23 protein-coding genes are annotated in these 25,459 nt (G+C 59.5%); 16 read left to right on the forward strand and 7 right to left on the reverse strand.

The genetic code is table 11. From position 1 onward, the window contains the following. Window positions 1-152 precede the first annotated feature (152 nt). The 3 genes from ABFT80_RS19070 to glcF all read left to right on the forward strand — a co-directional run bounded on the left by ABFT80_RS19070 (window position 153) and on the right by glcF (window position 4,443). Window positions 153-1,649: an FAD-linked oxidase C-terminal domain-containing protein gene (locus tag ABFT80_RS19070; RefSeq protein WP_347973516.1), complete on the forward strand. Its 1,497-nt coding sequence runs from the start codon at window positions 153-155 to the stop codon at window positions 1,647-1,649. A gap of 252 nt (window positions 1,650-1,901) precedes the next feature. Continuing rightward, the gene (locus tag ABFT80_RS19075) at window positions 1,902-3,134 is read left to right on the forward strand and encodes an FAD-binding protein (protein ID WP_347973517.1); all 1,233 of its coding nucleotides are present in this window, start codon (window positions 1,902-1,904) and stop codon (window positions 3,132-3,134) included. 4 nt (window positions 3,135-3,138) lie between these two features. After that, window positions 3,139-4,443: a glycolate oxidase subunit GlcF gene (gene glcF, locus ABFT80_RS19080; protein ID WP_347973518.1), complete on the forward strand. Its 1,305-nt coding sequence runs from the start codon at window positions 3,139-3,141 to the stop codon at window positions 4,441-4,443. 74 nt (window positions 4,444-4,517) lie between these two features. On the opposite strand, the gene ABFT80_RS19085 is transcribed toward glcF, so the two are convergent. After that, entirely contained in the window at window positions 4,518-5,393 is an 876-nt protein-coding gene (locus ABFT80_RS19085) for a bile acid:sodium symporter family protein (RefSeq protein ID WP_347973519.1), read from the reverse strand. Window positions 5,394-5,560: 167 nt separating this feature from the next. After that, window positions 5,561-6,322 carry a L,D-transpeptidase gene (locus ABFT80_RS19090; RefSeq protein ID WP_347973520.1) on the reverse strand — a complete coding sequence of 254 codons (762 nt, stop codon included), beginning with the start codon at window positions 6,320-6,322 and terminating at the stop codon, window positions 5,561-5,563. Window positions 6,323-6,504: 182 nt separating this feature from the next. Here ABFT80_RS19090 and ABFT80_RS19095 point away from each other — a divergent pair, with 182 nt between their 5' ends. From ABFT80_RS19095 to hisG, 4 genes are all read left to right on the forward strand, one after another. Beyond that, window positions 6,505-7,143: a DNA-3-methyladenine glycosylase I gene (locus tag ABFT80_RS19095; RefSeq protein ID WP_347973521.1), complete on the forward strand. Its 639-nt coding sequence runs from the start codon at window positions 6,505-6,507 to the stop codon at window positions 7,141-7,143. Between the two features lie 104 nt (window positions 7,144-7,247). After that, window positions 7,248-8,870, forward strand: a complete 1,623-nt coding sequence (gene hisS / locus ABFT80_RS19100) for a histidine--tRNA ligase (protein ID WP_347973522.1) — start codon at window positions 7,248-7,250, stop codon at window positions 8,868-8,870. Window positions 8,871-9,164: 294 nt separating this feature from the next. Next, complete coding sequence (locus ABFT80_RS19105) at window positions 9,165-10,286, forward strand: ATP phosphoribosyltransferase regulatory subunit (RefSeq protein ID WP_347973523.1); 1,122 nt, start codon at window positions 9,165-9,167, stop codon at window positions 10,284-10,286. Continuing rightward, window positions 10,283-10,987: an ATP phosphoribosyltransferase gene (gene hisG, locus ABFT80_RS19110; RefSeq protein WP_347973524.1), complete on the forward strand. Its 705-nt coding sequence runs from the start codon at window positions 10,283-10,285 to the stop codon at window positions 10,985-10,987. The genes ABFT80_RS19105 and hisG overlap by 4 nt, the downstream gene beginning before the upstream one ends. Window positions 10,988-11,293: 306 nt before the next feature. On the opposite strand, the gene ABFT80_RS19115 is transcribed toward hisG, so the two are convergent. Continuing rightward, the gene (locus tag ABFT80_RS19115; protein WP_347973525.1) at window positions 11,294-12,211 is read right to left on the reverse strand and encodes a hydrogen peroxide-inducible genes activator; all 918 of its coding nucleotides are present in this window, start codon (window positions 12,209-12,211) and stop codon (window positions 11,294-11,296) included. A 166-nt stretch (window positions 12,212-12,377) separates the two neighbouring features. On the opposite strand from ABFT80_RS19115, the gene katA reads away from it, so the two are divergent. From katA to ABFT80_RS19130, 3 genes are all read left to right on the forward strand, one after another. Next, window positions 12,378-13,883 carry a catalase KatA gene (gene katA, locus ABFT80_RS19120; RefSeq protein WP_347973526.1) on the forward strand — a complete coding sequence of 502 codons (1,506 nt, stop codon included), beginning with the start codon at window positions 12,378-12,380 and terminating at the stop codon, window positions 13,881-13,883. Window positions 13,884-14,053: 170 nt separating this feature from the next. After that, the gene (locus ABFT80_RS19125; protein WP_347973527.1) at window positions 14,054-15,343 is read left to right on the forward strand and encodes an RsmB/NOP family class I SAM-dependent RNA methyltransferase; all 1,290 of its coding nucleotides are present in this window, start codon (window positions 14,054-14,056) and stop codon (window positions 15,341-15,343) included. 101 nt (window positions 15,344-15,444) lie between these two features. Continuing rightward, window positions 15,445-15,897, forward strand: a complete 453-nt coding sequence (locus tag ABFT80_RS19130) for a TspO/MBR family protein (protein ID WP_347973528.1) — start codon at window positions 15,445-15,447, stop codon at window positions 15,895-15,897. 2 nt (window positions 15,898-15,899) lie between these two features. On the opposite strand, the gene hemW is transcribed toward ABFT80_RS19130, so the two are convergent. From hemW to rph, 4 genes are all read right to left on the reverse strand, one after another. Then, complete coding sequence (hemW, locus tag ABFT80_RS19135; protein ID WP_347973529.1) at window positions 15,900-17,054, reverse strand: radical SAM family heme chaperone HemW; 1,155 nt, start codon at window positions 17,052-17,054, stop codon at window positions 15,900-15,902. Continuing rightward, window positions 17,051-17,698: an RdgB/HAM1 family non-canonical purine NTP pyrophosphatase gene (gene rdgB, locus ABFT80_RS19140; protein WP_347973530.1), complete on the reverse strand. Its 648-nt coding sequence runs from the start codon at window positions 17,696-17,698 to the stop codon at window positions 17,051-17,053. Before rdgB ends, hemW begins: the two co-directional genes overlap by 4 nt. Then, the gene (locus tag ABFT80_RS19145; RefSeq protein ID WP_347973531.1) at window positions 17,698-18,108 is read right to left on the reverse strand and encodes a VOC family protein; all 411 of its coding nucleotides are present in this window, start codon (window positions 18,106-18,108) and stop codon (window positions 17,698-17,700) included. The genes rdgB and ABFT80_RS19145 overlap by 1 nt, the downstream gene beginning before the upstream one ends. 78 nt (window positions 18,109-18,186) lie before the next feature. Beyond that, complete coding sequence (gene rph / locus ABFT80_RS19150; protein ID WP_347973532.1) at window positions 18,187-18,903, reverse strand: ribonuclease PH; 717 nt, start codon at window positions 18,901-18,903, stop codon at window positions 18,187-18,189. 168 nt (window positions 18,904-19,071) lie between these two features. On the opposite strand from rph, the gene hrcA reads away from it, so the two are divergent. From hrcA to ABFT80_RS19180, 6 genes are all read left to right on the forward strand, one after another. Next, complete coding sequence (hrcA, locus tag ABFT80_RS19155) at window positions 19,072-20,142, forward strand: heat-inducible transcriptional repressor HrcA (RefSeq protein ID WP_347973533.1); 1,071 nt, start codon at window positions 19,072-19,074, stop codon at window positions 20,140-20,142. 108 nt (window positions 20,143-20,250) lie between these two features. After that, window positions 20,251-21,303, forward strand: a complete 1,053-nt coding sequence (locus ABFT80_RS19160; protein ID WP_347973534.1) for a sensor domain-containing diguanylate cyclase — start codon at window positions 20,251-20,253, stop codon at window positions 21,301-21,303. Between the two features lie 140 nt (window positions 21,304-21,443). After that, entirely contained in the window at window positions 21,444-22,256 is an 813-nt protein-coding gene (locus tag ABFT80_RS19165; protein WP_347973535.1) for a DUF2189 domain-containing protein, read from the forward strand. Window positions 22,257-22,363: 107 nt separating this feature from the next. Then, complete coding sequence (locus tag ABFT80_RS19170) at window positions 22,364-22,981, forward strand: LysE family translocator (RefSeq protein ID WP_347973536.1); 618 nt, start codon at window positions 22,364-22,366, stop codon at window positions 22,979-22,981. 197 nt (window positions 22,982-23,178) lie between these two features. Next, window positions 23,179-24,156 (forward strand): cysteine synthase A, encoded by a 978-nt coding sequence (gene cysK, locus ABFT80_RS19175; RefSeq protein ID WP_347973537.1) that lies wholly within the window; start codon window positions 23,179-23,181, stop codon window positions 24,154-24,156. Between the two features lie 165 nt (window positions 24,157-24,321). Further along, window positions 24,322-25,281: a TAXI family TRAP transporter solute-binding subunit gene (locus ABFT80_RS19180; protein ID WP_347973538.1), complete on the forward strand. Its 960-nt coding sequence runs from the start codon at window positions 24,322-24,324 to the stop codon at window positions 25,279-25,281. Window positions 25,282-25,459 lie beyond the last annotated feature (178 nt).

Here is a 25,459-nt window from a genome sequence, read left to right on the forward strand (position 1 = left end):
ATGCCTTATGGTTCTATGCGCAATAATAAAGCGCCGTGCGACCACTGGTCAATTCACTTGTCCAGTCGCATGTCATACTGTCAGTGTCGCGCTTGGCAATTATAGGCAGAGCTGGTAAAACATATTTACCAGTTGTTACCGGGAGGAACGCAATGTCTGGTTTGGTCATGCCGGCACCCGATAAGGTGACTTTATCGAAGCGCGCGGAAATCGTCGCCGATATGCGCATCATCGTGCCCGGCGAAGGCGTGGTCGATGCAGCCAATTCCATGCGCGCATTCGAGAGCGACGGGCTGACGGCCTACAAGAAATTGCCGCTTGTCGTCGTGCTGCCCGAAACCGTTGCGCAGGTTTCGCGCATTCTCAAATATTGCGATGAGCGCGGCATCCGCGTCGTGCCGCGCGGCGCGGGCACCTCGCTTTCCGGTGGCGCGCTGCCGCTCGAAGATGCGGTCCTGCTGGTCATGAGCCGCTTCAACCGAATTTTGGAAATCGACTTCCCGAACCGAACCGTAACCGCGCAGCCCGGTGTCACCAATCTCGGCATCACAACGGCAGTCGAACTCGATGGCTTCTACTACGCCCCCGATCCATCCTCGCAGATCGCCTGTTCGATCGGCGGCAATGTCGCCGAAAATTCCGGCGGCGTGCACTGCCTAAAATACGGGCTGACGGCGAACAATGTTCTCGGCATCGAAATGGTGCTGATGAATGGCGAAATCATCCGTCTCGGCGGCAAGCATCTCGACAGCGAAGGCTACGATCTTCTCGGCGTCATGACCGGCTCCGAAGGGCTGCTTGGCGTCGTGACCGAAGTGACCGTGCGCATCTTGCGCAAGCCGGAAACGCTTCGCGCGCTGCTCATCGGTTTTCCGTCCAGCGAACAGGGCGGCCAATGCGTGGCCGACATTATTGGCGCGGGCATCATTCCGGGCGGCATGGAAATGATGGACCGTCCCGCAATCCATGCGGCTGAAGACTTCGTCCATGCAGGCTATCCGCTCGAATGCGAGGCGTTGCTGATCGTCGAACTGGATGGACCGGGGGTCGAAGTCGATCACCTGATCGAGCGTGTCGAGGCCATCGCGAACCAGAACGGCGCGACGACCTGCAGGATTTCCCAATCCGAACAGGAACGGCTGACTTTCTGGGCGGGCCGAAAGGCTGCGTTTCCGGCAGTCGGGCGCATTTCGCCGGATTATTACTGCATGGACGGCACGATTCCGCGCAAGGAATTGCCGCGCGTGCTGGCTGGGATGCGTGAGCTTTCCGAACAATATGGGCTGGCTGTCGCCAACGTCTTTCATGCCGGCGACGGCAATCTGCATCCGCTCATTCTCTACGATGCGAATGTTCCCGGCGAATTGGACAAAGCCGAGAATTTCGGCGCGGATATTCTGCGTCTTTGCGTGAAAGTCGGCGGCGTTTTGACCGGCGAGCATGGTGTCGGCGTCGAAAAACGCGATTTGATGCCCGAAATGTTCAACCAGATCGATCTCGATCAGCAAATGCGCGTAAAATGTGCGTTCGACCCGAACCATCTGCTCAATCCCGGCAAAGTCTTCCCCCAACTCCGCCGCTGCGCCGAACTCGGCCGCATGCACATCTCGGGCGGCAAACTGCCGTTCCCGGATATTCCGAGGTTTTGATGGCGGTCTTTGAAGTTTTGAAAGTGGGCAAATGATGCAAGCTGATGCTCTACGTTGCCCCCCTCTGTCCTGCCGGACATCTCCCCCACAGGTGGGGAGATTGGCTGTTTCATTATCTCGTATATCTGGCAACGTTCCCGATTGGCGAAAGTTGGGCAACCATCCGATCTCCCCACCTGTGGGGGAGATGTCCGGCAGGACAGAGGGGGGCGCGAAGGAACGCGGCATATCCGCGACCAGCGTTGTCCGCCCATGACCACCTTCACCCCCACAACCCCCGCCGAGACCCTTTCCGCCGTCGAATGGGCGCTTGCCAACGAATCGCCTCTGGAAATCCTCGGCCATGGCTCGCGGCGCGGGATAGGCCGTCCGGCGCAGGCGGAGCATACGCTCGATCTGTCGAAGCTTTCCGGCGTCACGCTTTATGAGCCGGAAGAGCTTGTTCTCTCGGCTCGTGCAGGCACGCCGATTGCCGAAATCGAAGCCTTGCTGGCTGAAAACGGTCAGCAATTCGCATTTGAACCCATGCATCACGGCCCTCTTTTCGGCGAAAAACGCGGAAAAGGCACGATCGGCGGCGTTCTGGCAGGCAATGTTTCAGGCCCGCGCCGTTTGAAGGCTGGTGCTGCGCGCGACCACATTCTTGGCATCAATGCCGTGTCCGGGCGCGCCGAGGCGTTCAAATCCGGCGGGCGCGTCGTCAAGAATGTTACTGGTTACGATCTATCAAAAGTGCTTGCGGGATCATGGGGCACACTCGCCGTTCTGACGGATGTAACCTTCAAGGTTCTGCCCGCCGCCGAAACCGAAACGACGCTGGTCATACGCGGCCTGCTCGACGATGCGGCAGTTGCGGCCATGGCGCTGGCACTTGGCTCCAATGCTGAAGTGTCGAGTGCCGCTCATCTGCCGGAAACGATTGCCGACAAGGTGGCGAACGGCATGCTGGGTTCTGAGCCAGCCACATTGCTGCGCGTCGAGGGTTTCGGCCCGTCCGTCACCTACCGGATCGCCCATCTGAAAGACTTGCTGAAAAACGCAGGCGAGATCGACACGCTCGATCAGACCGCCTCACAAACGCTTTGGGCCGACATCCGCGACTGCATCCCGTTTGCCGACGAAAGCGAGCGCCCGGTCTGGCGCATCTCCATGGCGCCGGATGCGGGGCATCACCTCGTCATGGCTTTGCGCATGCAGGCTGCCGCCGAGGCTTTTTATGATTGGCAGGGCGGGCTCGTCTGGCTGCGCATGCAGGAAGACCCGGAAGCCGACATGGTTCGCGGGCTCATCCGCCAACTCGGTGGAGGGCACGCAATGCTGATCCGCGCCAACCCGTCGCTGCGCGCATCGATCCCGGTTTTCGAGCCGCAACCGGCGGCCCTTGCAGCCCTGTCGGCAAGGCTGAAGACTGAGTTCGACCCGAAACATCTATTCAATCCCGGCCGGCTGCATGCGTCGCAACTGCCGGAAAAGGCGTCGGTGTAATCAGATGCAAACCTCCTTCACGCCCGAACAACTGGCCGACCCGCATGTCGAGGAATCGGAAAAGATACTGCGCAAGTGCGTGCATTGCGGTTTCTGCACGGCCACATGCCCGACCTATGTGACGCTCGGCAATGAGCTGGATAGCCCGCGCGGGCGCATCTATCTGATCAAGGACATGCTGGAAAATGACAGGCCTGCCGACAAGCAGATCGTCACCCATATCGATCGCTGCCTGTCCTGCCTTGCCTGCATGACGACATGCCCTTCCGGGGTGAACTACATGCATCTGGTCGATCATGCGCGCGTGCATATCGAGAAGACCTACAAGCGGCCTTTGCCGAATAGGGCGATCCGCGCGCTGCTTGCCGCCGTGCTGCCCTATCCGTCGCGGTTTCGGATGGCACTGAAGCTGGCGAAGCTCGGCAAGCCGTTTGCTGGCCTGTTCGATTCCGTCGCGCCGCTGCGCCCGCTGGCGGCAATGCTGAGGCTCGCGCCTCAAGCGGTGCCAGCGGTCCCGGCAACGCCGAACAAAGCCGAAGGCACCACCCGCGGCCGTGTCGCGATCCTCACCGGCTGCGCGCAATCGGTTCTCGATCCGCAGACCAATGGCACTACCACCTCCCTGCTCAATCGCCTCGGCATCGAAGTCGTCGTGCCGGAAGGCGAGGGCTGCTGCGGCGCGCTGGTTCACCATATGGGCCGCGAAGAGCAGGCGCTGGCGTCTGCCCGGCAAAATGTCGATGCGTGGACCAGGCAGATCGAAAAGGGCGGTCTGGATGCAATCATCATCACCGCGTCCGGCTGCGGAACGACGATCAAGGATTACGGCTTCATGCTGCGGCTCGATCCGGCCTATGCCGAGAAGGCGGCGCGTGTCTCGGCGCTCGCCAAGGACATCACCGAATATCTGGCATCCATCGAACTACCCGAGCCTTCCGTGCAGACCGGTTTGACGGTTGCCTATCACTCGGCCTGTTCCATGCAGCATGGCCAGAAGATCATCCGTCAGCCCAAGGATTTGCTGGCCCGCGCAGGTTTTGTCGTCAAGGAGCCGCGCGAGGGGCATCTGTGCTGCGGTTCGGCGGGAACCTACAACATCATGCAGCCTGAAATTTCGGCGCGGCTGCGCGACCGCAAGGTCAAGAACATCGCGGCAACCGGCGCCGATGTCGTCGCGACGGGCAATATTGGCTGCATCACGCAGATCGGCGAGGCAGCGGGCATGCCCATCGTCCACACCGTGAAGTTGCTGGACTGGGCCTATGGCGGGTCGAAGCCGGAAGCGCTGATTAGAGCGGTTCATTCTTAGATAAAAACGCTGGCAGGACAGAGGGGGGCGCCTCGTAAATCCATCAAAAGAGGAACCGCTTTAACCAGCCTATACTACCAGCGATTATTCTGCGCCGTTCGCCTGCGCCACAACATAAACGGTATGCTGACCAGATACATGGTTATGCCGTAGACGCCCGATGGCAGGCTGAATGGCGGCAGGCCGCTTGCCTGTTCGGCAATCAGCGTGCCGACCGTGATACCGAGCGTTGCATTCTGGATGCCGGTTTCGATGGAGATAGCGGTCGCCTGCGTTTCGCGAAGCCCGAACATGCGCGACAGGCCAAGTCCGATTGCCAGCAGCAACAGGTTCAGCACCACAAGGCTAGGGCCAAGCACGCTCATATTGGCCATGAACAGCGACCAGTTCGAAGCCAGTGCGCCCGCAACCACGACAATGAACAGAATGACGGACAGTTTCGAGACGATACTCTCGAGCCTTACGGCAAGACTTTCCGAAAAATGCCGCAAGCCGATGCCGAGTGCGGCAGGCACGGTCGTTATCAAAAACATCGACAGGCCGAGCGCCGTCACATTGACCGATGGCGCATTCAGCCCAAGAAAATGATCTGTGGAAAGCTTCACCAGTATCGGCACGGTGAAGACGGCGACGAGGCTGATCACGCCGGTCAGTGAGATCGAAAGTGCTACTTCGCCCTTTGCAAGCTTGGTCAGAATATTCGCCGTGACCCCGCCTGGGCAGAAGGAAAGGATCATCAACCCGACCGCCAGTTCGGGCGGCAGCCGGAACAGGATTGCGAGGATGTAGGCAATCACCGGAATAAGCACCAGTTGCGCCACCGCCCCTATGCCGAATGCTTTCGGCTCTTTGACGATGCGCCGGAAATCATCGACCGTCAGGCCAAGACCCAGCGAAAACATGATGATGGCGAGCGCCAGCGGCAGAAAAACGGTGACGATGCTGTCCATAACCCCTCCCAAGGTCTTGCATATCCATATTGCCGCGCGGAAATCGGATTGCAAACAGGGGTTGTGAATATCGGTGGAAAAGAAAAGGGCAGCACAGTCGCCTGTGCCGCCCTTTCTCAGTCGGTCCGGATCCCCTCAGAACCGGCCCGTCCCCTGATTCGCGTAGTCTACATCACCACGACCTTCGTGCCGACAGGAATGCGCTCGTAAAGTTCGATGACGTCTTCGTTGCGCATGCGGATGCAACCGGAAGACACGGCACCGCCGATCGTCTGTGGCTGGTTCGTGCCGTGGATGCGGTAGAGCGTCGAGCCGAGATAGAGCGCACGCGCGCCGAGCGGGTTTTCCGGTCCGCCGGCCATATGCACCGGAAGGTTCCGGCCCTTGGCGCGTTCGCGCGCAATCATTTCGGCAGGCGGACGCCAATCCGGCCATTCGCGCTTCTGCGTTACCTTGTGTTCGCCTGCCCATTCGAAGCCGGGCTTACCGGTGCCGACGCCATAGCGGCGCGCCTGCCCGTTACCCTCTACGAGGTAGAGGAAATTTTCGCGCGTATCGATGATGATCGTGCCGGGCGCATGTGGGCCGTCATAGGCAACCTGCTGCGGCAGATACATCGGGTTCATTTGCGGGGCGATGTCGCGCTTGGAAGGCGCAGCGACTGCCGCCGTCATCTGCGGATCGCTCGACGGTGCATAGCGCTCCTCGAAGCGCGGCGCGGCCGCATAGGGCTGAACCTGAACGCCAACCGGAATTGCCTGTTGCCTTGGCAATTGGCGTCCCGGCGTATTGCCAAGCTGCATCACCCATGGGGCCGCCAGATCGGGGCTCACCACAACGGGCGGACGCTCTGCATATCGGTCGCGTGCCTGCGCGGGAACAGCCGCCAGCACCCCTGCTGCCACTGTCAGAAATAGCGAAAACTTCATGGACGCACTCTCTGCTTCGTCATGATTGCCTGAATTCCACACAGATCTTGTGCGCCTGCCTGCCACTGAAATGTGAACGCCCTTCATTAAAATGCGAGATTGTCAGGAAAGTTTCCGGCGTGGTTACCGGCTGGTTCAGAAATCTGGTAAACGCTCGGTAAAATTGACGAAACGGGATGAAAATGAGCGATCTGAAGGCTGGTCTGGTCGAGGGTGACGATGGCGTGGTGCGCTGCGCGTGGCACGGTAGTCTGCCGGACTATAGGCAGTATCACGACCACGAATGGGGTCGCCCGGTTGCCGATGACCGGCGGCTTTTCGAGAAAATCTGCCTCGAAGGTTTCCAGTCAGGTCTTTCCTGGCTGACCATTTTGCGCAAACGCGAGAATTTCCGCGCCGCTTTCGACAATTTCGAGTTCCGCCGCGTGGCGCTTTATGATGACAAGGACATCGAACGTCTGCTCGGCAATACAGGCATCGTGCGCCATCGCGGCAAGATCGTCTCGACCATCAACAATGCAAACCGCGCCATCGAAATGGTCGAGGAGGCAGGCTCGCTTGCCGCGTGGTTCTGGCAGTTCGAACCCGACAAGGACGAGCGCCCGGCAATCGTCGATCACAAGACGCTGGTTGCCAATCCGACCACGCCGGTTTCGACGCGCATTTCGAAGGAATTGAAAAAGCGTGGCTGGAGTTTTGTCGGGCCGACGACCGTCTATGCCTTCATGCAGGCGATGGGTCTGGTCAATGATCATATCGAGGGCTGCGTCTGCCGGACGGAGATCGAGAAGGAGCGGGCGGCTTTCAGGCGGCCTGCATGATTCCAAAGGCGCCCAAACCCTTGCCGCCCTGTGCCGCATAAGTTAGGACACGCGCGTCCGCCGACCATCTGTCGGCAACGACAATCATTGAATTGGACTACGACATGGCCGACAAATCAGAAAAGACCAAGGCAAGGCTCCCGCGTGGCTTTGTCGACCGCAGCGCGGAAGACATTCGCGCCGTCGAGAAAATGACGGCTGCAATCCGCGAGGTCTATGAGCTTTACGGTTTCGAGCCCGTCGATCAGCCGATGATCGAATATACGGATGCGCTCGGCAAATTCCTGCCCGATCAGGACCGTCCGAACGAAGGCGTTTTTTCCTTTCAGGACGATGACGAGCAGTGGCTTTCACTGCGCTACGATCTGACCGCGCCGATGGCGCGTTTCGTCGCCGAAAATTATGAGCGTCTGCCGAAGCCCTATCGCAGCTACCGCTCCGGCTGGGTGTTCCGCAACGAAAAGCCCGGTCCGGGCCGCTTCCGCCAGTTCATGCAGTTCGATGCCGATACGGTCGGCACGCCGGGCGTCACCGCCGACGCCGAAATGGCGATGATGATGGCCGATGTCATGGAAAAGCTCGGCATCAAGCGCGGCGACTACGTCATCCGCGTCAACAACCGCAAGGTGCTGGACGGCGTGCTGGAAGCAATTGGCCTCGGCGGCGACGAGAATGCCGGACGCCGCCTGACTGTTTTGCGCGCTATCGACAAGCTGGACAAGTTTGGTCCGGAAGGTGTGCGGCTTTTGCTCGGCAAGGGCCGCTGGGATGGCGGCAAGGAAGGCGAAGGCGACTTCACGAAGGGCGCTGGGCTGGATGAGGAAAACATCGATTTCATCTTCGAGAGTTTCTTGGAATTGAAAACCGACACTTTTAGGATTGTCGAATACGACACAGACGCCGAGCCGCACGTTGGGCCGGACGGAACAGTCATTCACTTTGGCCAAGCGACAATCGAAGGTGTTGACGACAATATCGCTATTGCTACCAGAATTGCTGAGCGTCTTTCCCACAGTCCAACCGCGTTGGAGGGAGCGCAGGAACTCAAGGCGATAGCGCAGCTTGTTAGCTCTGCCGGATATGGCCCCGACCGCATCCGCATAGACCCCTCCGTTGTGCGCGGCCTCGAATACTACACTGGCCCGGTCTACGAAGCAGAACTTCTAGCCGAAATTCCCAACGACGATGGCCAGATCGTGCGCTTCGGTTCAGTCGGCGGTGGCGGGCGTTATGACGGTCTGGTTTCGCGCTTTCGCGGCGAGCCGGTTCCGGCGACGGGCTTTTCCATCGGCGTTTCACGTTTGATGACGGCGCTGAAAAACCTCGGCAAGCTCGATACGTCCGACGTCATTGCGCCTGTCGTCGTGCTTGTCATGGACCGTGACACGGAAAGCCTCGGCCGTTATCAGAAGATGGTCGCGGAGCTTCGCGCGGCAAAAATCCGCGCCGAAATGTATCTCGGCGGCGCTGGCATGAAAGCGCAGATGAAATATGCCGACCGTCGCGGCAGCCCATGCGTGGTCATTCAGGGCGGCGACGAGCGTGCCAATGGCGAAGTGCAGATCAAGGATCTGATCGAAGGCAAGCGCCTCTCCGAAGAAATCACCGACAACGCCGAATGGCGCGAAGGCCGCCCCGCGCAGGTGACGGCGAAGGAGACCGATCTGGTCGCCGAAGTGCGCAAGATTCTGGACGCGCAGCAGAAGGACAGGGCGCGTGCGCAATAAGCGTGTCGTTCCTTCGTGCCCCCCTCTGGCTTGCCGGACCCTGCCCTCCGCTGTGGCTCCGGGCGTTCGTCGTTCGAAAAGCCAAATCGTTGGCTTTTCGTCCGCTGCGCGGACCACTCCTCACCCCCCACAGGTGGGGAGATTGGCAGTTCAAACGAATCCGCAAAACTTGCAGCGTTCAGGATTGGCGAAATCAGAAATGAAATCCAATCTCCCCACCTGTGGGGGAGATGTCCGGCAGGACAGAGGGGGGCAACGTAGAGCGCTCACCTCAAAGCGTATTGAGTATTGCTCATGAACGCCCGCTACCCCTCCATCGCCCCGGACATCCTCACCCTCTTCGCCGCGCGCGGGGCGGATCCGGTCGATGTCGCCGTCATCCAGCCTGCCGATCCATTTCTCGACATGGCAGGCGAAGATTTGCGTCGTCGCATTTTCCTGACCGAGAACGAAACCGGTGAGACGCTGTGCCTGCGCCCGGAATTCACCATTCCGGTCTGCCTCGATCACATCGCCAGCCAGTCCGGAACGCCGCGCCGCTATTCCTATCTGGGTGAGGTGTTTCGCCAGCGCCGCGAGGGCGGCAATGAGTTTTTTCAGGCTGGCGTCGAAGACCTTGGCGACACGAACAAGGCCGAGGCCGATGCGCGCTCGGTGGCCGATGCACACGCATTGCTGCAACTGACGCTGCCTGAGCGCGAATTGCGTGTAACGCTCGGCGATCAGGCGCTGTTCGAAGCGGTTCTCGCCGCGCTCGGCCTGCCGCGTGGATGGCGCATGCGCCTTGCCCGCGCGTTTGGTTCATCGGATCTTCTGGCCTCCGCCCTTTCCGATCTGGCCAACCCGTCGCGCACGGATGCGCTTGGCGAACCTGCTGCATCGCTGGTGGCAGATGGCGACCATGACAGGCTGGCGGCCCATATCGCGGCGGGCATGGAGCGCGCGGGCATTTCGCCTTCCGCCGGGCGCACGCCGATCGACATTGCACGGCGTCTGATCGAAAAAGCCGAATTGCGCAGCGTGCATTTGTCGAAAACCGCTTTCGACTCGCTGGAAAACTTCCTCGCGATAAACGTTCCGCTGGAAAATGCAGCACAAGCGCTGACCGAATTTGCAAAAAATGCAGGGCTTTCGCTGGGCGCGGCGTTGGAGAATTTCGCAGCCCGCGCGGCAGCGATTGCGCGCCACGGGCTTCCCGTGGACACGGTGCGCTACGATGCAGGCTTCGGGCGACCGTTGGATTATTACACCGGTCTGGTTTTCGAAATTGCGGAGCCGGATGGCGAAAGGCCGCTGGCGGGCGGCGGGCGCTACGACCGGCTTCTGACGCTGCTCGGTGCGAAAGACCCGATCCCCGGCGTCGGCTTTTCGGTATGGCTCGACCGGATCGAACAATTGCGGGAAGGCGGCAAATGACCATCACGCTCGCAATGCCTTCCAAGGGAAGGCTGAAAGAACAGTCGCTCGACATTCTGGCGAAGGCCGGTTTTGTCATCTCGCTGCCGGACGATGATCGCCGTTATCGCGCGAGCGTCGAGGGGCGCAGCGATATCGAAATCGCATTTCTGTCGGCCTCCGAAATCGCTGGCGAGCTGGGGCAGGGCAAGATCGACCTTGGTATCACCGGAGAGGATCTGCTTCGCGAAAACCTCGCCGATTGGAGCGCGAAGGTCGAAATCGCGGCGCGGCTCGGCTTTGGGCATGCGGATGTCGTGGTTGCCGTTCCCGATGTCTGGCTTGATGTGGAAACCATGGCCGATCTCGACGATGTCGCCGCGGATTTTCGCCAGCGTCACGGCCGTCGCCTGCGCATCGCCACCAAATACTGGCGGTTGACGCAGCAGTTCTTTTCGCAAAAGCACGGCATTCAGGTGTACCGGATCGTCGAGAGTCTCGGCGCCACCGAGGGTGCGCCCGCCGCCGGTTCAGCCGATGTCGTCGTGGACATAACCTCGACTGGCTCGACGCTGCGCGCAAATCATCTGAAGATTTTATCGGATGGTGTGATTTTGTGTTCGCAAGCGTGCCTTGCCGCGTCGAAGAAGCAGCGCAGTGTGGATGATGAGCAGACATTGCGTGCGATTACGGAAGCGGTGTCTACGAGTTTGTCGGTTTAGAGCGGTTCCTGCTTTGATGGAATCGTGAGGCGCCCCCCTCTGTCCTGCCGGACATCTCCCCCACGGGTGGGGAGATTGGCTGACACAACGCTCCGCCTTCGTTCTGCAACGTCGGCAATTGGTACCGCACTTTCATGATGCGGTAATCTCCCCACCTGTGGGGGAGATGTCCGGCAGGACAGAGGGGGGCGCTGTCCCGCCAGCGCTTCCATCTAAAATGAAGGCCTCTAGGTGAGAGGCAAAACGCGCCTCGAAGGACGCGCCAAGCCCCACTCCCTCATGCTGAGCTTGTCGAAGCATGCACCTTCAAGCCACCTTCCGCATCAAAAACGCCTCTCTCATCCCGCGAACAATCTCCGCCAGTTCCACGCATTCCTCATGCCGTGAACCATTCCTGCGCCAGGCGAAACAGACGGTGCGGGCGGGAACCGGCTCGGTGAACGGCACGATTTTCAAATCACGCATGTCGCCTTCCGGCCCGGCGGCCATTTCGGGGATGAGCGTTACGCCCAGGCCGTGCGCGACCATCTGCAAGAGCGTCGTCAGGCTGGTCGCGCCATAGCTGGCCATGGCGACGGGCTTGACGCTGCCGCAGATCGCCAGTGCCTGATCGCGCATGCAGTGGCCTTCTTCCAGAAGCATCAGGCGTTCGAGCGCCGGGCTTTCGGGCGGCACCGGCGGCGCGACGAAGCTTGGGTCGTTGGCCGGAACGGCGAGGAAGAAGCGGTCGATGAAAAGCTCTTCTTTCGCAAGGCCCGGATAGTCGAGCGGCAGTGCGGCGACGAACCCGTCGATGCGGCCCGCCGCCGTTTCGGCAGCAAGGGTTTCGGTGACTGCCTCGCGCAGTTCCAGTTGCAGACCGGGAAAGCGCTGCCTGATTTCCGGCAATATATGCGGCAGAAGATAAGGCGCGATGGTCGGGATGATGCCAAGTCGGAACCGGCCCTCCATTGTCGGGCGGCCCTGCCTTGCGATCGATTCCACCTCGCGAATTTCGGACAATATGCGCTCGATGCGTGGTTGAAGCGCGATGGCCTCATCGGTCAGGCGCACCATCTTGCCCGAACGGTCGAACAGGCGGCAGCTGAGCCGTTCTTCCAGTTCCAGTATCTGCGATGAGAGCGCAGGTTGAGTCACGCCGACGAGTTGCGCCGCGCGCCCGAAATGCAAAGTCTGGGCCAGCGCATCGAAATATTGCATCTGGCGAATGGTCATTTTTATCATAAGTAAATCTTATCGATAAAAATAGAAAAGGCAATTTGAGTTTATGGGTACAGTGGCCTAGTCTGGAATAATTCCAAACTGTGCGGCCCAAACTGTGAGGGTTATGCCAAGCGCGGTTTGACGGATTTCAGTCGGCAAAACCCAAAGCATCAGGGAGGCGAAAGCCATGACGAACAAACCCCCATTGACGACAAGCGCAGGTGCGCCGGTTTCGGACAACCAGAACTCGATTACGGCTGGCGAACGCGGCCCGATCCTGCTTCAGGATTACCAGTTGATCGAAAAGCTGGCTCACCAGAACCGTGAGCGCATTCCTGAACGCCCGGTTCACGCCAAGGGCTGGGGCGCGCATGGCACGCTGAAGATCACCGGCGACATTTCGAAATACACCAAGGCGAAGGCGTTGCAGCCAGGCGCGGAAACGCCGCTTATCCTGCGTTTCTCGACCGTTGCCGGCGAGCAGGGCGCAGCCGACGCCGAGCGCGACGTGCGCGGCTTCGCGATCAAGTTCTACACCGAGGAAGGCAATTGGGATCTGGTCGGCAACAACACGCCGGTCTTTTTCGTGCGCGATCCGGTGAAGTTTCCCGATTTCATCCACACGCAGAAGCGCCACCCGAAGACCAATATGCGCTCGCCCACCGCAATGTGGGATTTCTGGTCGCTGTCGCCTGAAAGCCTGCATCAGGTGACGATCCTGATGTCGGATCGCGGCCTGCCGACCGACGTTCGCCACATCAATGGCTACGGCTCGCACACCTATTCATTCTGGAACGATGCCGGTGAGCGCTACTGGGTGAAGTTCCACTTCAAGACGCTTCAGGGCCACAAGCATTGGACGAACGACGAAGCCGAGAAGGTCATCGGCAAGACCCGCGAATCCACGCAGGAAGACCTCTACAACGCGCTTGAGCGCGGCGAATTCCCGAAGTGGAAGGTTCAGGTGCAGATCATGCCTGAAACCGACGCGGAAAAGACGTCCTACAACCCGTTCGACCTGACGAAGGTCTGGCCGCATGGCGAATATCCGCCGATCGATATCGGTGTGATGGAACTGAACCGCAATCCCGAAAACTATTTTGCGGAAATCGAAAACGCAGCGTTCTCGCCGTCGAACATCGTTCCGGGCATCGGCTTTTCGCCGGACAAGATGCTGCAGGCGCGCATCTTCTCCTATGCGGATGCGCATCGTCACCGTCTCGGCACGCATTATGAGACGATCCCGGTCAACCGCCCGAAAAACGACGTGCATCACTATCATCGCGATGGCCAGATGAACACGTTCGGCGGCATCAAGACCGGCAACCCGGATGCTTATTACGAGCCGAATTCGTTCGGCGGTCCGGTCGAGCAGCCTTCCGCGAAGGAACCGCCGCTGCGCATTCACGGTGATGCGGATCGCTACAATCACCGCATCGGAAATGACGATTATTCGCAGCCGCGCGCGCTGTTCAACCTGTTCGACGAGGGCCAGAAGGAACGGCTTTTCTCGAACATCGCAGCAGCGATGGGCGGTATTCCGAAGAACATCGAGGATCGTCAGCTCGCGCATTTCGATCAGGTCCGACCGGATTACGGCAATGGCGTTCGCCGCGCACTTGCAAAGGCGGATGGTACGGAGCGTCCGGCCATTTCGGTAACGCCGAACACGCCGCAGGAAGCTGCCGAATAAGCTTCCGATTACACGGCTAATGGGACGGGCGCGGAGAAATCCGCGCCCGTTTTCGTTTAAGCCGTGAAATGAGAACGGTTTTTCGCAAATCGCAGCGTCGCGGCTTGTGCATTTCGCGGCATCGCTTTAGCTACGGGTCAAACGGGCAAACCGAAGCGGGAATTCCAGACATGAGACTAGGCGGACGACTGGCAGCAGCCATCGAAGTACTCGACGATATCGAGCGCAGGCATCGCCCTGCTGCCGATGCACTCAAGGATTGGGGCCTCTCGCACCGCTTTGCAGGCGCAGGCGACCGCGCCGCAATCGGCAACATCGTCTATGACGCATTGCGCCGCAAACGCTCGGCAAGCTGGTTGTTCGGCGCTGAGACGTCCCGCGCGCTGGGCTTTGGTGCTCTGCTCATCGAATGGGGCGAGACGGCGGAAGCGCTGAACGCAGCACTTGATGGCGACCGCTTTGGGCCGGAACCTTTGTCGGCGCAAGAATTGGATGCATTGCAAAACAACAAGCTTGAAGACGCGCCCGATGCGGTGCGTGCGGATTGCCCGGATTGGTGCGCCCCTCTGCTTCAGGAAAGCTATGGCGACGATTGGGTGAAAGAAGGGCAGGCGCTTGCCGCCCGCCCGCCACTCGATCTTCGCGTCAATACGCTGCGCGCCGAGCGCCTGCGCGTTCTGGGCGAACTCGAAGGCACCGAAGCAGCGCCGACCCTTATTGCGCGTCATGGCATACGTATTCCTCCGATTTCCGGCAGCGGACGCCACCCCAATGTGCAGGCTGAACCGGCATTTCAGAAGGGCTGGTTCGAGGTGCAGGACGAGGGCTCGCAAATCGCGGCAGCGCTCACCGAGGCTGGCCCCGGAATGCAGGTGCTGGATTTTTGCGCAGGCGCAGGCGGCAAGACGCTGGCGCTGTCCGCCGCGATGGAAAATCGCGGACAGGTTTTCGCCCATGATTCCGAAAAGCAGCGGCTGGCACCGATTTTCGACCGGCTTCGCCGTTCCGAAAGCCGCAACGTTCAGGTGGCCGCGAAGCCATCCGAACTGGAGAGCCTTAGCGGCCAGATGGACATCGTGCTGGTCGACGCGCCCTGTACGGGCAGTGGCACGTGGCGCAGGCGTCCCGATGCGAAATGGCGCCTCAGCGACCGCCAGCTCGAAAGCCGCAAAGGTGAACAGTCTTCGATTCTCGATGCGGCCGCGTGTTTCGTAAAGCCGGGCGGCGTGCTGGCTTATGTCACCTGTTCAGTGTTTGCAGCGGAGAATGGCGCGCAGGTCGAGGCATTTCTAGCCCGCGACGAGAGTTTCTCAGGCGTCGATCATCGGGCGCTTTGGAACCGGCAGTTCCCAAACCACGAAAATGCAGCGCATTTCGGCGATAAGTTCGGAATTTCCCTGTCGCCGGCGCGAACCGGCACGGACGGCTTTTACTTCTGCGCCCTACGCCGTTCAGCCTAATGTGAAGTCGGGCATTGACCTTCGCTGTGAAAGTGTCAGCTAATGGTCACGGTCGGGAGGGTATTTGAAGCTACGGGAGCGATGATGGAAGCATAAGCGTAATGCGGAAATATGTTTCCCTGCTTGTTTTCATCGCCATTACGCTTGGCGGAGGGCTGATCGTTGGCTTCGCGACCCTTCCGGGAGAATGGTACGCCAGCCTTCAAAAACCGTCCTTCAATCCTCCGAACTGGATTTTCGGGCCTGTCTGGTCGATCATCTATGTGCTGATCGCAATAGCGGGATGGCGCACATGGAATGCCAATAGCGAAGGCATTTCCATGAAGGTCTGGATCACGCAGCTCGTGCTGAATTTTCTATGGTCGCCGGTGTTTTTCGGTGCGCAGCAGATCGGCCCGGCGCTGGTGATTATTGGCGCATTGCTGATCGCAATCGTGGTTTTCATCATGCTCCGCCGCAAGCGCGACCCGGTCGCCGCATGGCTTTTTGCACCCTATCTGCTCTGGGCGGCCTTCGCGGCGGTGCTCAATCTCTCGATCTTTGTGCTGAATTAAATCTATCGGGCGAGATCGGCAACCACGGCATCGAGAACGATCATGCCCGTCGGTGTTGCGCGCAGCCTTGAATTGCCGATCGGCTCGATTAACCCTTCGCCTTGCAGTATGGACATGCGCGCGGACGACAGGCCCTTTCCGGCAAGCGCTTCATAGCGTGCAAGGTCGATGCCCTCGACCAGCCGCAGCCCCATCAGCAAAAGTTCGTCGGCTTCTTCCGAACGTGTGAGCAGTTCTCCGCCGGTGATGCCGTGGCCTTTTTGCTCGACCAGTTCGAGCCATTTTTCAGGGATTTTTTCGGCAATCGTCACCACGCGTTTGCCATTCTCGACAAAGCGGCCATGCGCTCCCGGTCCGACACCGACATATTCGCCGTAGCGCCAATAGACCAGATTGTGCCGGCTCTCCGCGCCGGGGCGGGCGTGGTTTGAAATCTCATAGGCTGGCAGACCGCGCCGGGCGGTCACTTCCTGGGTCACGCGATAAAGCTCGGCGGCCTCGTCGCCATCGGGAATTTCGAATTTGCCTGCCGAATAAAGCGTGTGGAAGCGCGTGCCTTCCTCGATGGTCAATTGATAGAGCGAGAGGTGATCGGCGGCGTAGCCGATTGCCTCTTCAAGCTCGGCTTCCCATGCCTCAACCGTCTGTCCGGGCCGTGCATAGATCAGGTCGAAGGAAAGGCGGGGGAAGATTTCGCGCGCAAGTCCGATGGCGTGCAGCGCTTCTGGCACATTGTGCAGGCGGCCGAGAAAACGCAAATCCTTCTCGTTCAGCGCCTGAACGCCGAGCGACACGCGGTTGACGCCAGCATGGCGATAACCGCGGAAACGATCTGCCTCGACAGATGAAGGGTTCGCCTCCAGCGTGATTTCGGCACCATCAGCAATCGTCCAGTTTTTCGCGACAGCATCGAGTACGGCGCCGACTGTTTCGGGCTTCATCAGCGATGGTGTGCCGCCGCCGAGAAATATGCTCGTTACCTGTCGCGGCCCGGTGCGTGCGCGCATCGTTTCCAACTCGGCCACGAAGGCGAGTGTAAAGCGCTCCTGATCGACCGGCTGGTGACGGACATGGGAATTGAAGTCGCAGTAAGGGCATTTGGCGGCACAGAACGGCCAGTGGATGTAGACGCCGAAGCCCGGTTCGCGGTCGATCATGGGTTTCCGAGACGCGATACGGCGAATTTCTGGAAGGCGCGGGCGCGGTGCGAAAGCGCCTCGGCCTGGCCGGGTTTCCAGCCATGCTTTTCTTCGGCAGGCATTTCGCCGAAGGTCTTCTCGTAACCGTCCGGCTGGAACACCGGATCGTAGCCGAAGCCCTTTTCGCCGCGCGGCGGCCAGACAAGCGTGCCTTCAACCTCGCCGCGGAAATATTCGGCGTGACCGTCCGGCCAGGCGAGACAGATGACCGCCACGAAGCGGCCCTTGCGCTGCTCCGGCGTTACCGCGCCGACTTCATGCAAGGCGACTTCGGTGCGCTGCATGGCCATGCCGAAATCGCGCGTGCCTTCCTCCGTTTCAGCCCAATTGGCGGTGTAGACGCCGGGCGCGCCTTGCAGCGAGTCCACGCAAAGACCGGAATCGTCGGAAAGCGCTGGCAATCCCGTCGCTTTTGCTGCGGCCAAGGCTTTTATGTAGGCATTTTCCTCGAAAGTCGTGCCGGTTTCGTCAGGTTCGGGAAGACCGAACTCCTTCGCAGATTTCGCGTCGAAGCCGAAAGGCCCCAGCAAATCCGCGAACTCGCGCAGCTTGCCGTCATTGTGGCTGGCGACGACGATTTTCTTTTCATCAAGTGCGTGCATCACAGACCCCAAATGCGTGGTTCGGCAAATTCGATGGAATTGCCCGAAGGATCACGAAAATAGATCGAACGGCCACCTTGCGGCCATTCGAACGACGATTCGATTTCTATGCCCTTTGCCGAAAGATGCGCCTTCCAGCGGTCGATTTCGTCGCCGGAAGCCGCAAAACAGAGATGCCCCTCGCCGACAGTTCCGTGCGGAGGCACTGGAAGTTTTGCGTCTGCCGCTGGCGGCACTTTCGTCGCCTCGGCATTGAAGAGCAAAAGCACGCTGGAGCCGCACTTGAAGAAAACATGCCTGCCATCGACCTTGCCGAGCAGCTTGAGCCCGAGCACATCCGCATAGAAGCCTTCTGCGGCGTCGAGATCGCTGACATACAGCGCGGACTCAAGAATTGCGGTCGGTTGCATGGTCTGCAAGGCTCCATTGGCTACATCGGGCAGATGGCGACCGCATCGCCGATCTGCAACCCGATGCACGTCTCGTGGTTAGGCCACCGCCATCTGCTGCAGGCCGACAAGGCGCGAAATGCCCTGCTTGGCCAGCGCCATCAAAGATGCGAACTCCTCCTCGGAGAAGGGAACGCCTTCTGCCGTACCCTGGATTTCGACGATGCCGCCCTTGCCGGTCATGACGAAATTGGCGTCTGTGCCAGCGGACGAATCTTCGAGATAATCGAGATCGAGCACCGGCTTGCCGTCGTGAATGCCGCAGGAAATGGCCGCTACATGGTCCTTCAACACCTTCGAGACGCTGACCATCTGGCGCGCTTCCATCCAGCGCAGGCATTCATGCAGCGCCACCCAGCCGCCGGTGATTGCGGCGGTGCGCGTTCCGCCATCGGCCTGCAGCACGTCGCAATCGACGGTGATCTGCACTTCGCCGAGCGCCTGCATATCGACCACGGCGCGCAGGCTGCGGCCGATCAGGCGCTGGATTTCCAGCGTGCGTCCGCCCTGCTTTCCGGCGGATGCCTCGCGGCGCATACGATCGCCGGTCGAGCGCGGCAGCATGCCGTATTCCGCTGTGACCCAGCCCTTGCCAGTGTTGCGCATCCAGCCGGGGACTTTTTCCTCAAGGCTGGCGGTGCACAGCACATGCGTATCGCCGAATTTGACGAGGCAAGAGCCCTCCGCGTGTTTGGAAACACCGCGTTCGAAGGAAACTGCGCGCATTTCGTCGAATTGGCGTTTGGATGGCCGCATTTTTCACCGCTTTCTCAAGAATTTTCGGATTCGTCGGCGGTTCTTAGACCTATGCTCCCGCCCGCGCAAAGAAAAACCTGTTATTGAGCTGAAAACCTCCATCGCTTACGCGTGTGGTTGTGTTCCGCAATGCTGCATCTATATTCCATTCAAAGGTTGTGCACGCCGATGACGAAGCCCTTTATGGACCCCACACTGCAATCGCTGGACACGCGTTCCCGCGAGATTTTCCGTCGCATCATCGATTCCTATCTCAGGGACGGTGAGCCGGTCGGTTCGCGCAGCCTGTCCAGACTTATGCCGTCGTCTCTTTCGCCGGCGACCGTGCGCAATGTGATGAGCGATCTGGAGCATCTGGGCCTCATCTATGCGCCGCATATTTCCGCCGGGCGGCTGCCGACGCAAAAGGGCCTGCGCTTTTTCGTCGATGCCTTCATGGAGCTGGGCGATCTTTCGGACGACGAGCGCCGCAGCATCGAGGCGCAGGTGCGCGCTTCGGGCAGTGCGGCAAGCCTTGAACATATGCTGACCGAGGCCAGTCAAATCCTGTCCGGCATGTCGCGCGGCGCGGGGCTGGTGCTGGCTGCGAAGAGCGAAGTTTCGCTGAAGCATATAGAGTTCATCCAGCTTGAGCCGTCTCGCGCGCTTGCAGTGCTCGTTTCGCAAAATGGCGATGTCGAAAACCGTGTTCTCGACCTGCCCCTCGGCATTACCGCCTCGCAGCTTCACGAAGCCTCGAATTTTCTGAACGCGCATGTACGCGGGCGCACGCTTACCGAAGCGAAAAGCGAAATCGAACGGCTGAAGGAAGAGACGAAGGCCGCGCTCGATACGATTTCGCAGGAGCTTGTCGAAAAGGGTCTGGCCGTTTGGGCCGGGGCGGAAAGCGGCGCGCCCGCGCGCCTTATCGTCAGAGGCCGTGCAAATCTTCTGGAAAACGTGACCGCGCAGGAGGAAATCGACCTCTTGCGGCACCTGTTCGACGATATGGAGACGCAGGACGGTTTGATCCAGCTTCTTGACCTTGCCGAGGAAGGGTCAGGCGTCCGCATCTTCATCGGCTCGGAAAACAAGCTCTTTTCGCTTTCCGGCTCGTCGCTCGTCGTGGCACCCTATCGCGATAAGGACGCCCGCGTTATCGGCGCATTGGGCGTTATTGGGCCAACGAGATTAAATTACGCGCGGATTGTGCCGATGGTGGACTATACGGCGCAGATTGTTTCGCGCATGTTGCGCTAAAGTGGCTGGCGGTTATTAAGGGCGAAAATTAACACTATATTCATTTTTTAGCCCACGCTGCCGCGCACTTTGATACATAGGTCATCAGGCAACGAAATGCGATAATTGATGCGCAACTGGCTTGTACCGCACAATGAAACCGAGCGCCTTCAGGCGATCCGGAATCTGCTGCCTTCCGAAATTTCGAGCACTTCCGAACTGGCGGCACTCTGCCAGCTTGTGCGGAGCCTCTTTTCATGCGCAACCGCTGCCGTCTCAATCGTCGATGAGGATTGGCAGCGCGTTGCGGCGACCGACGGAATTCCGTTGCGCACAAGTTCCCGCGATCAGGCATTGGCCAATCAGATCGTTTTCACCAATGCGCGTTTCACCGTCTCGGATCTCAAGGCGCGCACGGAATTCGCTTCGCTTCCCGATGTCGTGGACGGTCCGGAGTTCCGTTTCTACGCCGGTGTTCCGATCGAACTGGACAAGGGTCTGGTTGTCGGGGCACTTTGCATTCTCGATGTCGAGCCGCGCCGTCTCGAGGAAGAACATTTCGCGCAACTCGATAAATTCGCCATCATCGCATCGGGTCTTTTGAAGCTCCAGCGCGCCAATGTTTTGCTGCGGCAGGAAGAATCCATGCTGCGGCTGGCTGCCATGACCGACCCGCTCACCGGCCTCTACAATCGTGCGGCCCTTGCTGAAATCATCGATTTGGCGGTTGAGAGTTCGCTTGCACGCGGCGAAGCGGTCGGCGCGCTCTATCTGGATATGGATCGCTTCAAGGACATCAACGACAAATATGGCCATGCGGTCGGTGACACGGTTTTGAAACAGGCCGCCGGGCGCATCAAGGCGGCCATCCGCAGCAGCGACTACGCCGTGCGTATCGGCGGCGACGAGTTCGCGGTTTTCTTCTCGACACCAGCCGATACGGGGGTGCTTGAAGCCGTCGCGAACCGCATGATCGATGCCTTCCAAGAACCCTTCAAGGTCGAGGGTCAAAGGATTTCGACCTCCGCCAGTATTGGCCTGGCAATCGTTCCCAACGACGAGAACCCCTCAATGACGATTGAGGATCAGGTGGAAGTCGCTCTCCAGGCAGCGAAGCACCGTGGTCGCAACCGCGTGGCGCTGTTCGAAAAAGCGATGCTGGCTGGAAAATCTCCTGCCTGAATCGTCTCCTCGCGCGCAGTTGACCTGACAAAGCAGCTCCGCTCCGCTATCATTATCTCTTACAGCAGGTCGCGAATTGCATTCGCGGTGGCCCCGTCTTCGCGAATGCGACGACCTCATCTTTCAGAGGAGGAATGACGATGGCCGGTTTTCATGTTGTGGCAAACGCCGAAGGCGTGTTGATAGACCCCGAAGTGCGAAAGATCGGCGTTTCGGACGTGTTCGATGCGTTGCGGCGAGGCATAGACGATTTCAAAGCAAAGCCGTCCCACATCCTGTTTCTGGGCATCATCTATCCAATCGTCGGCGTGTTCCTCGCTTCATGGACGTCCGGCGCGAATGCGTTTCCGCTGCTCTTTCCCTTGATGTCGGGCTTTGCATTGCTCGGCCCGGTGGCGGCCCTCGGCCTTTATGAAATAAGCCGCAGACGCGAGGCCGGACTGGACACCTCCTGGAAGCGCGCGCTGGAAGTGCGCCATTCGCCAGCGCTTCCATCGATAATTGCCGTCGGCGTTTTCCTGTTTGCGGTGTTCATAACCTGGCTCCTCGTTGCCCAGTCGCTTTACGACCGGTTGTTTCCTTCTGTCATGCACGCATCCTTGGCTGATTTCATAAGGGAGGTTCTGACGACGAGCCATGGCTGGATGCTGGTCATATTCGGCAACGCCATCGGCTTGCTGTTCGCCTTCATCGTGCTGACGACAACCGTCATCGCCTTTCCGCTTCTGGTCGACCGCGATGTCGGCGCGCTCAGCGCAATGCGGACATCCGCGCGCGCTGTTCTGGCCAATCCGGTGCCGATGCTTGCCTGGGGGCTGATCGTGGCAGTGGCACTGGCTATAGGCTCTATACCGTTGTTCGCCGGGCTGGCGGTCGTCATGCCGATCCTCGGCCATGCCACATGGCATCTCTACAGAAAGGTCGTGGAGCCGCCTGCATCCGCGCGCCGGTAGCAATTTCATCGGGCGGCGGTGCCATAATCGTCGCCCCTCATTGATCTATTTCCAAGGCACAGGATTTATGCGAGACGTCGCGCAATTCCAGCCTTGAAAGTACGATCATGACGTTCGCCGGTTTCCTTGCCTATTGCGCTGCTCTCGCGGTGGCCGCCGCCATACCCGGACCGGGCGTCACCGCCCTTGTCGCGCGCGCACTGGGTTCGGGATTTCGCTCTTCACTGGCAATGTCGCTCGGGCTGATCTTCGGCGACCTGACCTATCTGACGGCGGTCGTGCTTGGACTGGCCTTGGTTGCACAGACTTTCGGCATGGTCTTCCTCGTCATCAAATGGCTGGGCGTCGCCTATTTGGGCTATCTCGCCTGGAAGCTCTGGACGAGTGGCATAACTGCCGAATCCATCGCTGCGCAGAAGGGCAGGAAGGGTTTCGCCGCAAGCTTCTTCTCCGGCTATCTGCTGACGCTCGGCAATCCGAAAACGATGATCTTTTATCTGGCGCTGACGCCGACGCTGGTCGATCTGCGCACGATCACGATTGGCGACTATGGAATTCTTGCCGCGCTGACGGCGATTGTTCTGTTGATCGTGCTTGTGCCTTATCTGGCGCTGGCTGCAAAAGCGCGCTGGTTTCTTCATTCGCCGCGTGCGCTTGGCGCGCTCAACAAGACGGCAGCCGTTTTCATGGCGGGTGCTGCGGCGGCAATTGCTGCCCGCCAATAGGGCTCGAAGCGGAATAATTCTCCAAAATATCCAAAAATGAGAATCTGATTTCTCAAATCGCAGAAACGCGGAAGTTCATCCACTCGGTTTTCCCGAAAAAGAATCCTACTTTAGGCAAACTTTGCGCCGGGTCGTCCGGCGATCCCTTTCGGGTTTTGGAAACGCCGCCGCATTCGGGCGAGAGATTGGAGAAAACAATGAGCAACTCTTTACCGGCCCACACGCCCGGTCGCGGACGCATCTTCGATTCCATCACCGATACGATCGGCGATACGCCGCTGGTTCGGCTGGACAAATTCGCCAAGGAAAAGGGCGTCGTCGCCAATCTTCTGGCCAAGCTCGAATTCTTCAATCCGATTGCCAGCGTCAAGGACCGCATCGGCGTTGCGATGATCGAGGCGCTGGAAGTGTCTGGCAAGATCACAGCCGGAAAGACGACGCTGATCGAGCCGACATCGGGCAATACCGGTATCGCGCTGGCATTCGCCGCCGCCGCCAAGGGTTACAAGCTTATCCTGACTATGCCGGAAACCATGTCGATCGAGCGCCGCAAGATGCTGGCGCTTCTGGGCGCCGAACTCGTGCTGACCGAGGGCGCGAAGGGCATGAAGGGCGCAATTGCCAAGGCGACCGAATTGGCTGAAACGATCCCCGATGCGGTCATTCCGCAGCAATTCGAAAACCCGGCCAACCCCGAAATCCATCGCCAGACGACGGCGGAAGAAATCTGGAACGACACGCAGGGCAGCATCGATATTCTGATTTCCGGCATTGGCACGGGCGGCACGATCACCGGCGTTGGGCAGGTGCTGAAGAAGCGCAAGCCGGGCGTTCAGGTGGTTGCCGTCGAGCCGGAAGCGTCGCCCGTTCTTTCCGGCGGCCAGCCCGGCCCGCACAAGATTCAGGGCATTGGCGCTGGCTTCGCACCGGCAATCCTCGACACCACGATTTACGACGAGATCGTCACCGTTTCGAACGACGATGCAATCGCCAATGCGCGCCTCGTTGCCCGCCTCGAAGGCGTGCCGGTCGGCATTTCTTCAGGCGCCGCTTTGCAGGCCGCGATCGTCGTCGGTTCTCGCCCGGAGAATGCCGGAAAGAACATCGTCATCATCATTCCTTCCTTCGCCGAGCGCTATCTCTCGACGATTCTTTTCGATGGTCTTGGAGCATAAGGACAAACCGGGCGCGGTTTCTGAGAATTCCGCGCCCTGTTACCTATAGTTCCAAAGTAGCAGCCCGTCGCTTTTCAGGTTGGCATTTGGTTTTCCCTGTCTAACAATGCCGTGAGCGCGCCATCGGGAGTGGTGCGACGCACGGATTGCAGGGAGGAAAACTGCATGCTCAATCTGAAAACCCGGTTGCTTGCCGCCGGAGCGGTTGTCATTTCGCTCGGTCTTGGTTCCGTTCCTGCCAAGGCGCAGGAATTCATCAATGTTCTGACCGGCGGTACCAGCGGCGTCTACTACCCGCTCGGCGTTGCCATGTCGGAAATCTACGCCAAGGGTATCGAGGGCGCACGTACGCAGGTGCAGGCGACCAAGGCTTCGGTCGAAAACCTCAATTTGCTGCAGCAAGGCAAGGGCGAAATCGGGTTTTCGCTTGGCGATTCCGTAAAACTCGCCTGGGAAGGCGACAAGGAAGCGGGCTTTCCAGGAAAACTCGACAAATTGCGCGGCATTGCCGCGATCTATCCGAATTACATCCAGATCGTCGCTTCGCGCGAATCCGGCATCAAGACGCTGGCCGATCTGAAGGGCAAGAGCCTGTCGGTCGGCGCGCCTGCATCCGGCACTGAACTCAATGCGCGCGCAATTCTCGAAGCGGCCGGCATGAGCTACAGCGATATGGGCAAGACCGAATATCTGCCTTTCGCGGAATCGGTCGAGCTTATCAAGAACCGCCAGCTTGATGCGACGCTTCAATCGGCTGGCCTCGGTGTCGCCTCGATCCGCGACCTTGCTACCTCGCTGCCGATCAATGTCGTGGCTGTGCCTTCAGCGGACGTCGAGAAGATCGGCACGCCGTATCTGCCGGTCGTCATTCCCGCCGGAACCTATGACGGTCAGGACGAGGACGTGGAAACCGCAGCGGTCGGGAATTTCCTGATCACGCATGAAGGCGTGTCGGAAGAGACGGCCTACCAGATGACCAAGCTGCTGTTCGAGAACCTTCCGCAGATGGTTGCCTCGCATGCTGCCGCCAAGGCCATCGATCCGGCCAAGGCGCTTGATGGCATGCCGGTGCCGCTCCATCCGGGCGCCGAGCGCTATTACAAGGAAAAAGGCCTGCTGAAGTAAGACTACTTGCAAATTCTACCCTGCCGGCCATCTGACGTGGTTTTCTGCGCTTCCGGTGCTCACGTACCTAAATGTACGCTCCGCTCCGGTTCTCAAAAACCACGCCATATGACTCGGCAGGGCGAATTCTCAAGCAGTCTTCAAGCGGATTTATGTGCATCTAAAAGGCCGAACGGCT

The organism is Foliimonas ilicis (genome assembly GCF_039939195.1).
Taxonomy (GTDB): Bacteria; Pseudomonadota; Alphaproteobacteria; order Rhizobiales; family Rhizobiaceae; genus Foliimonas; species Foliimonas ilicis.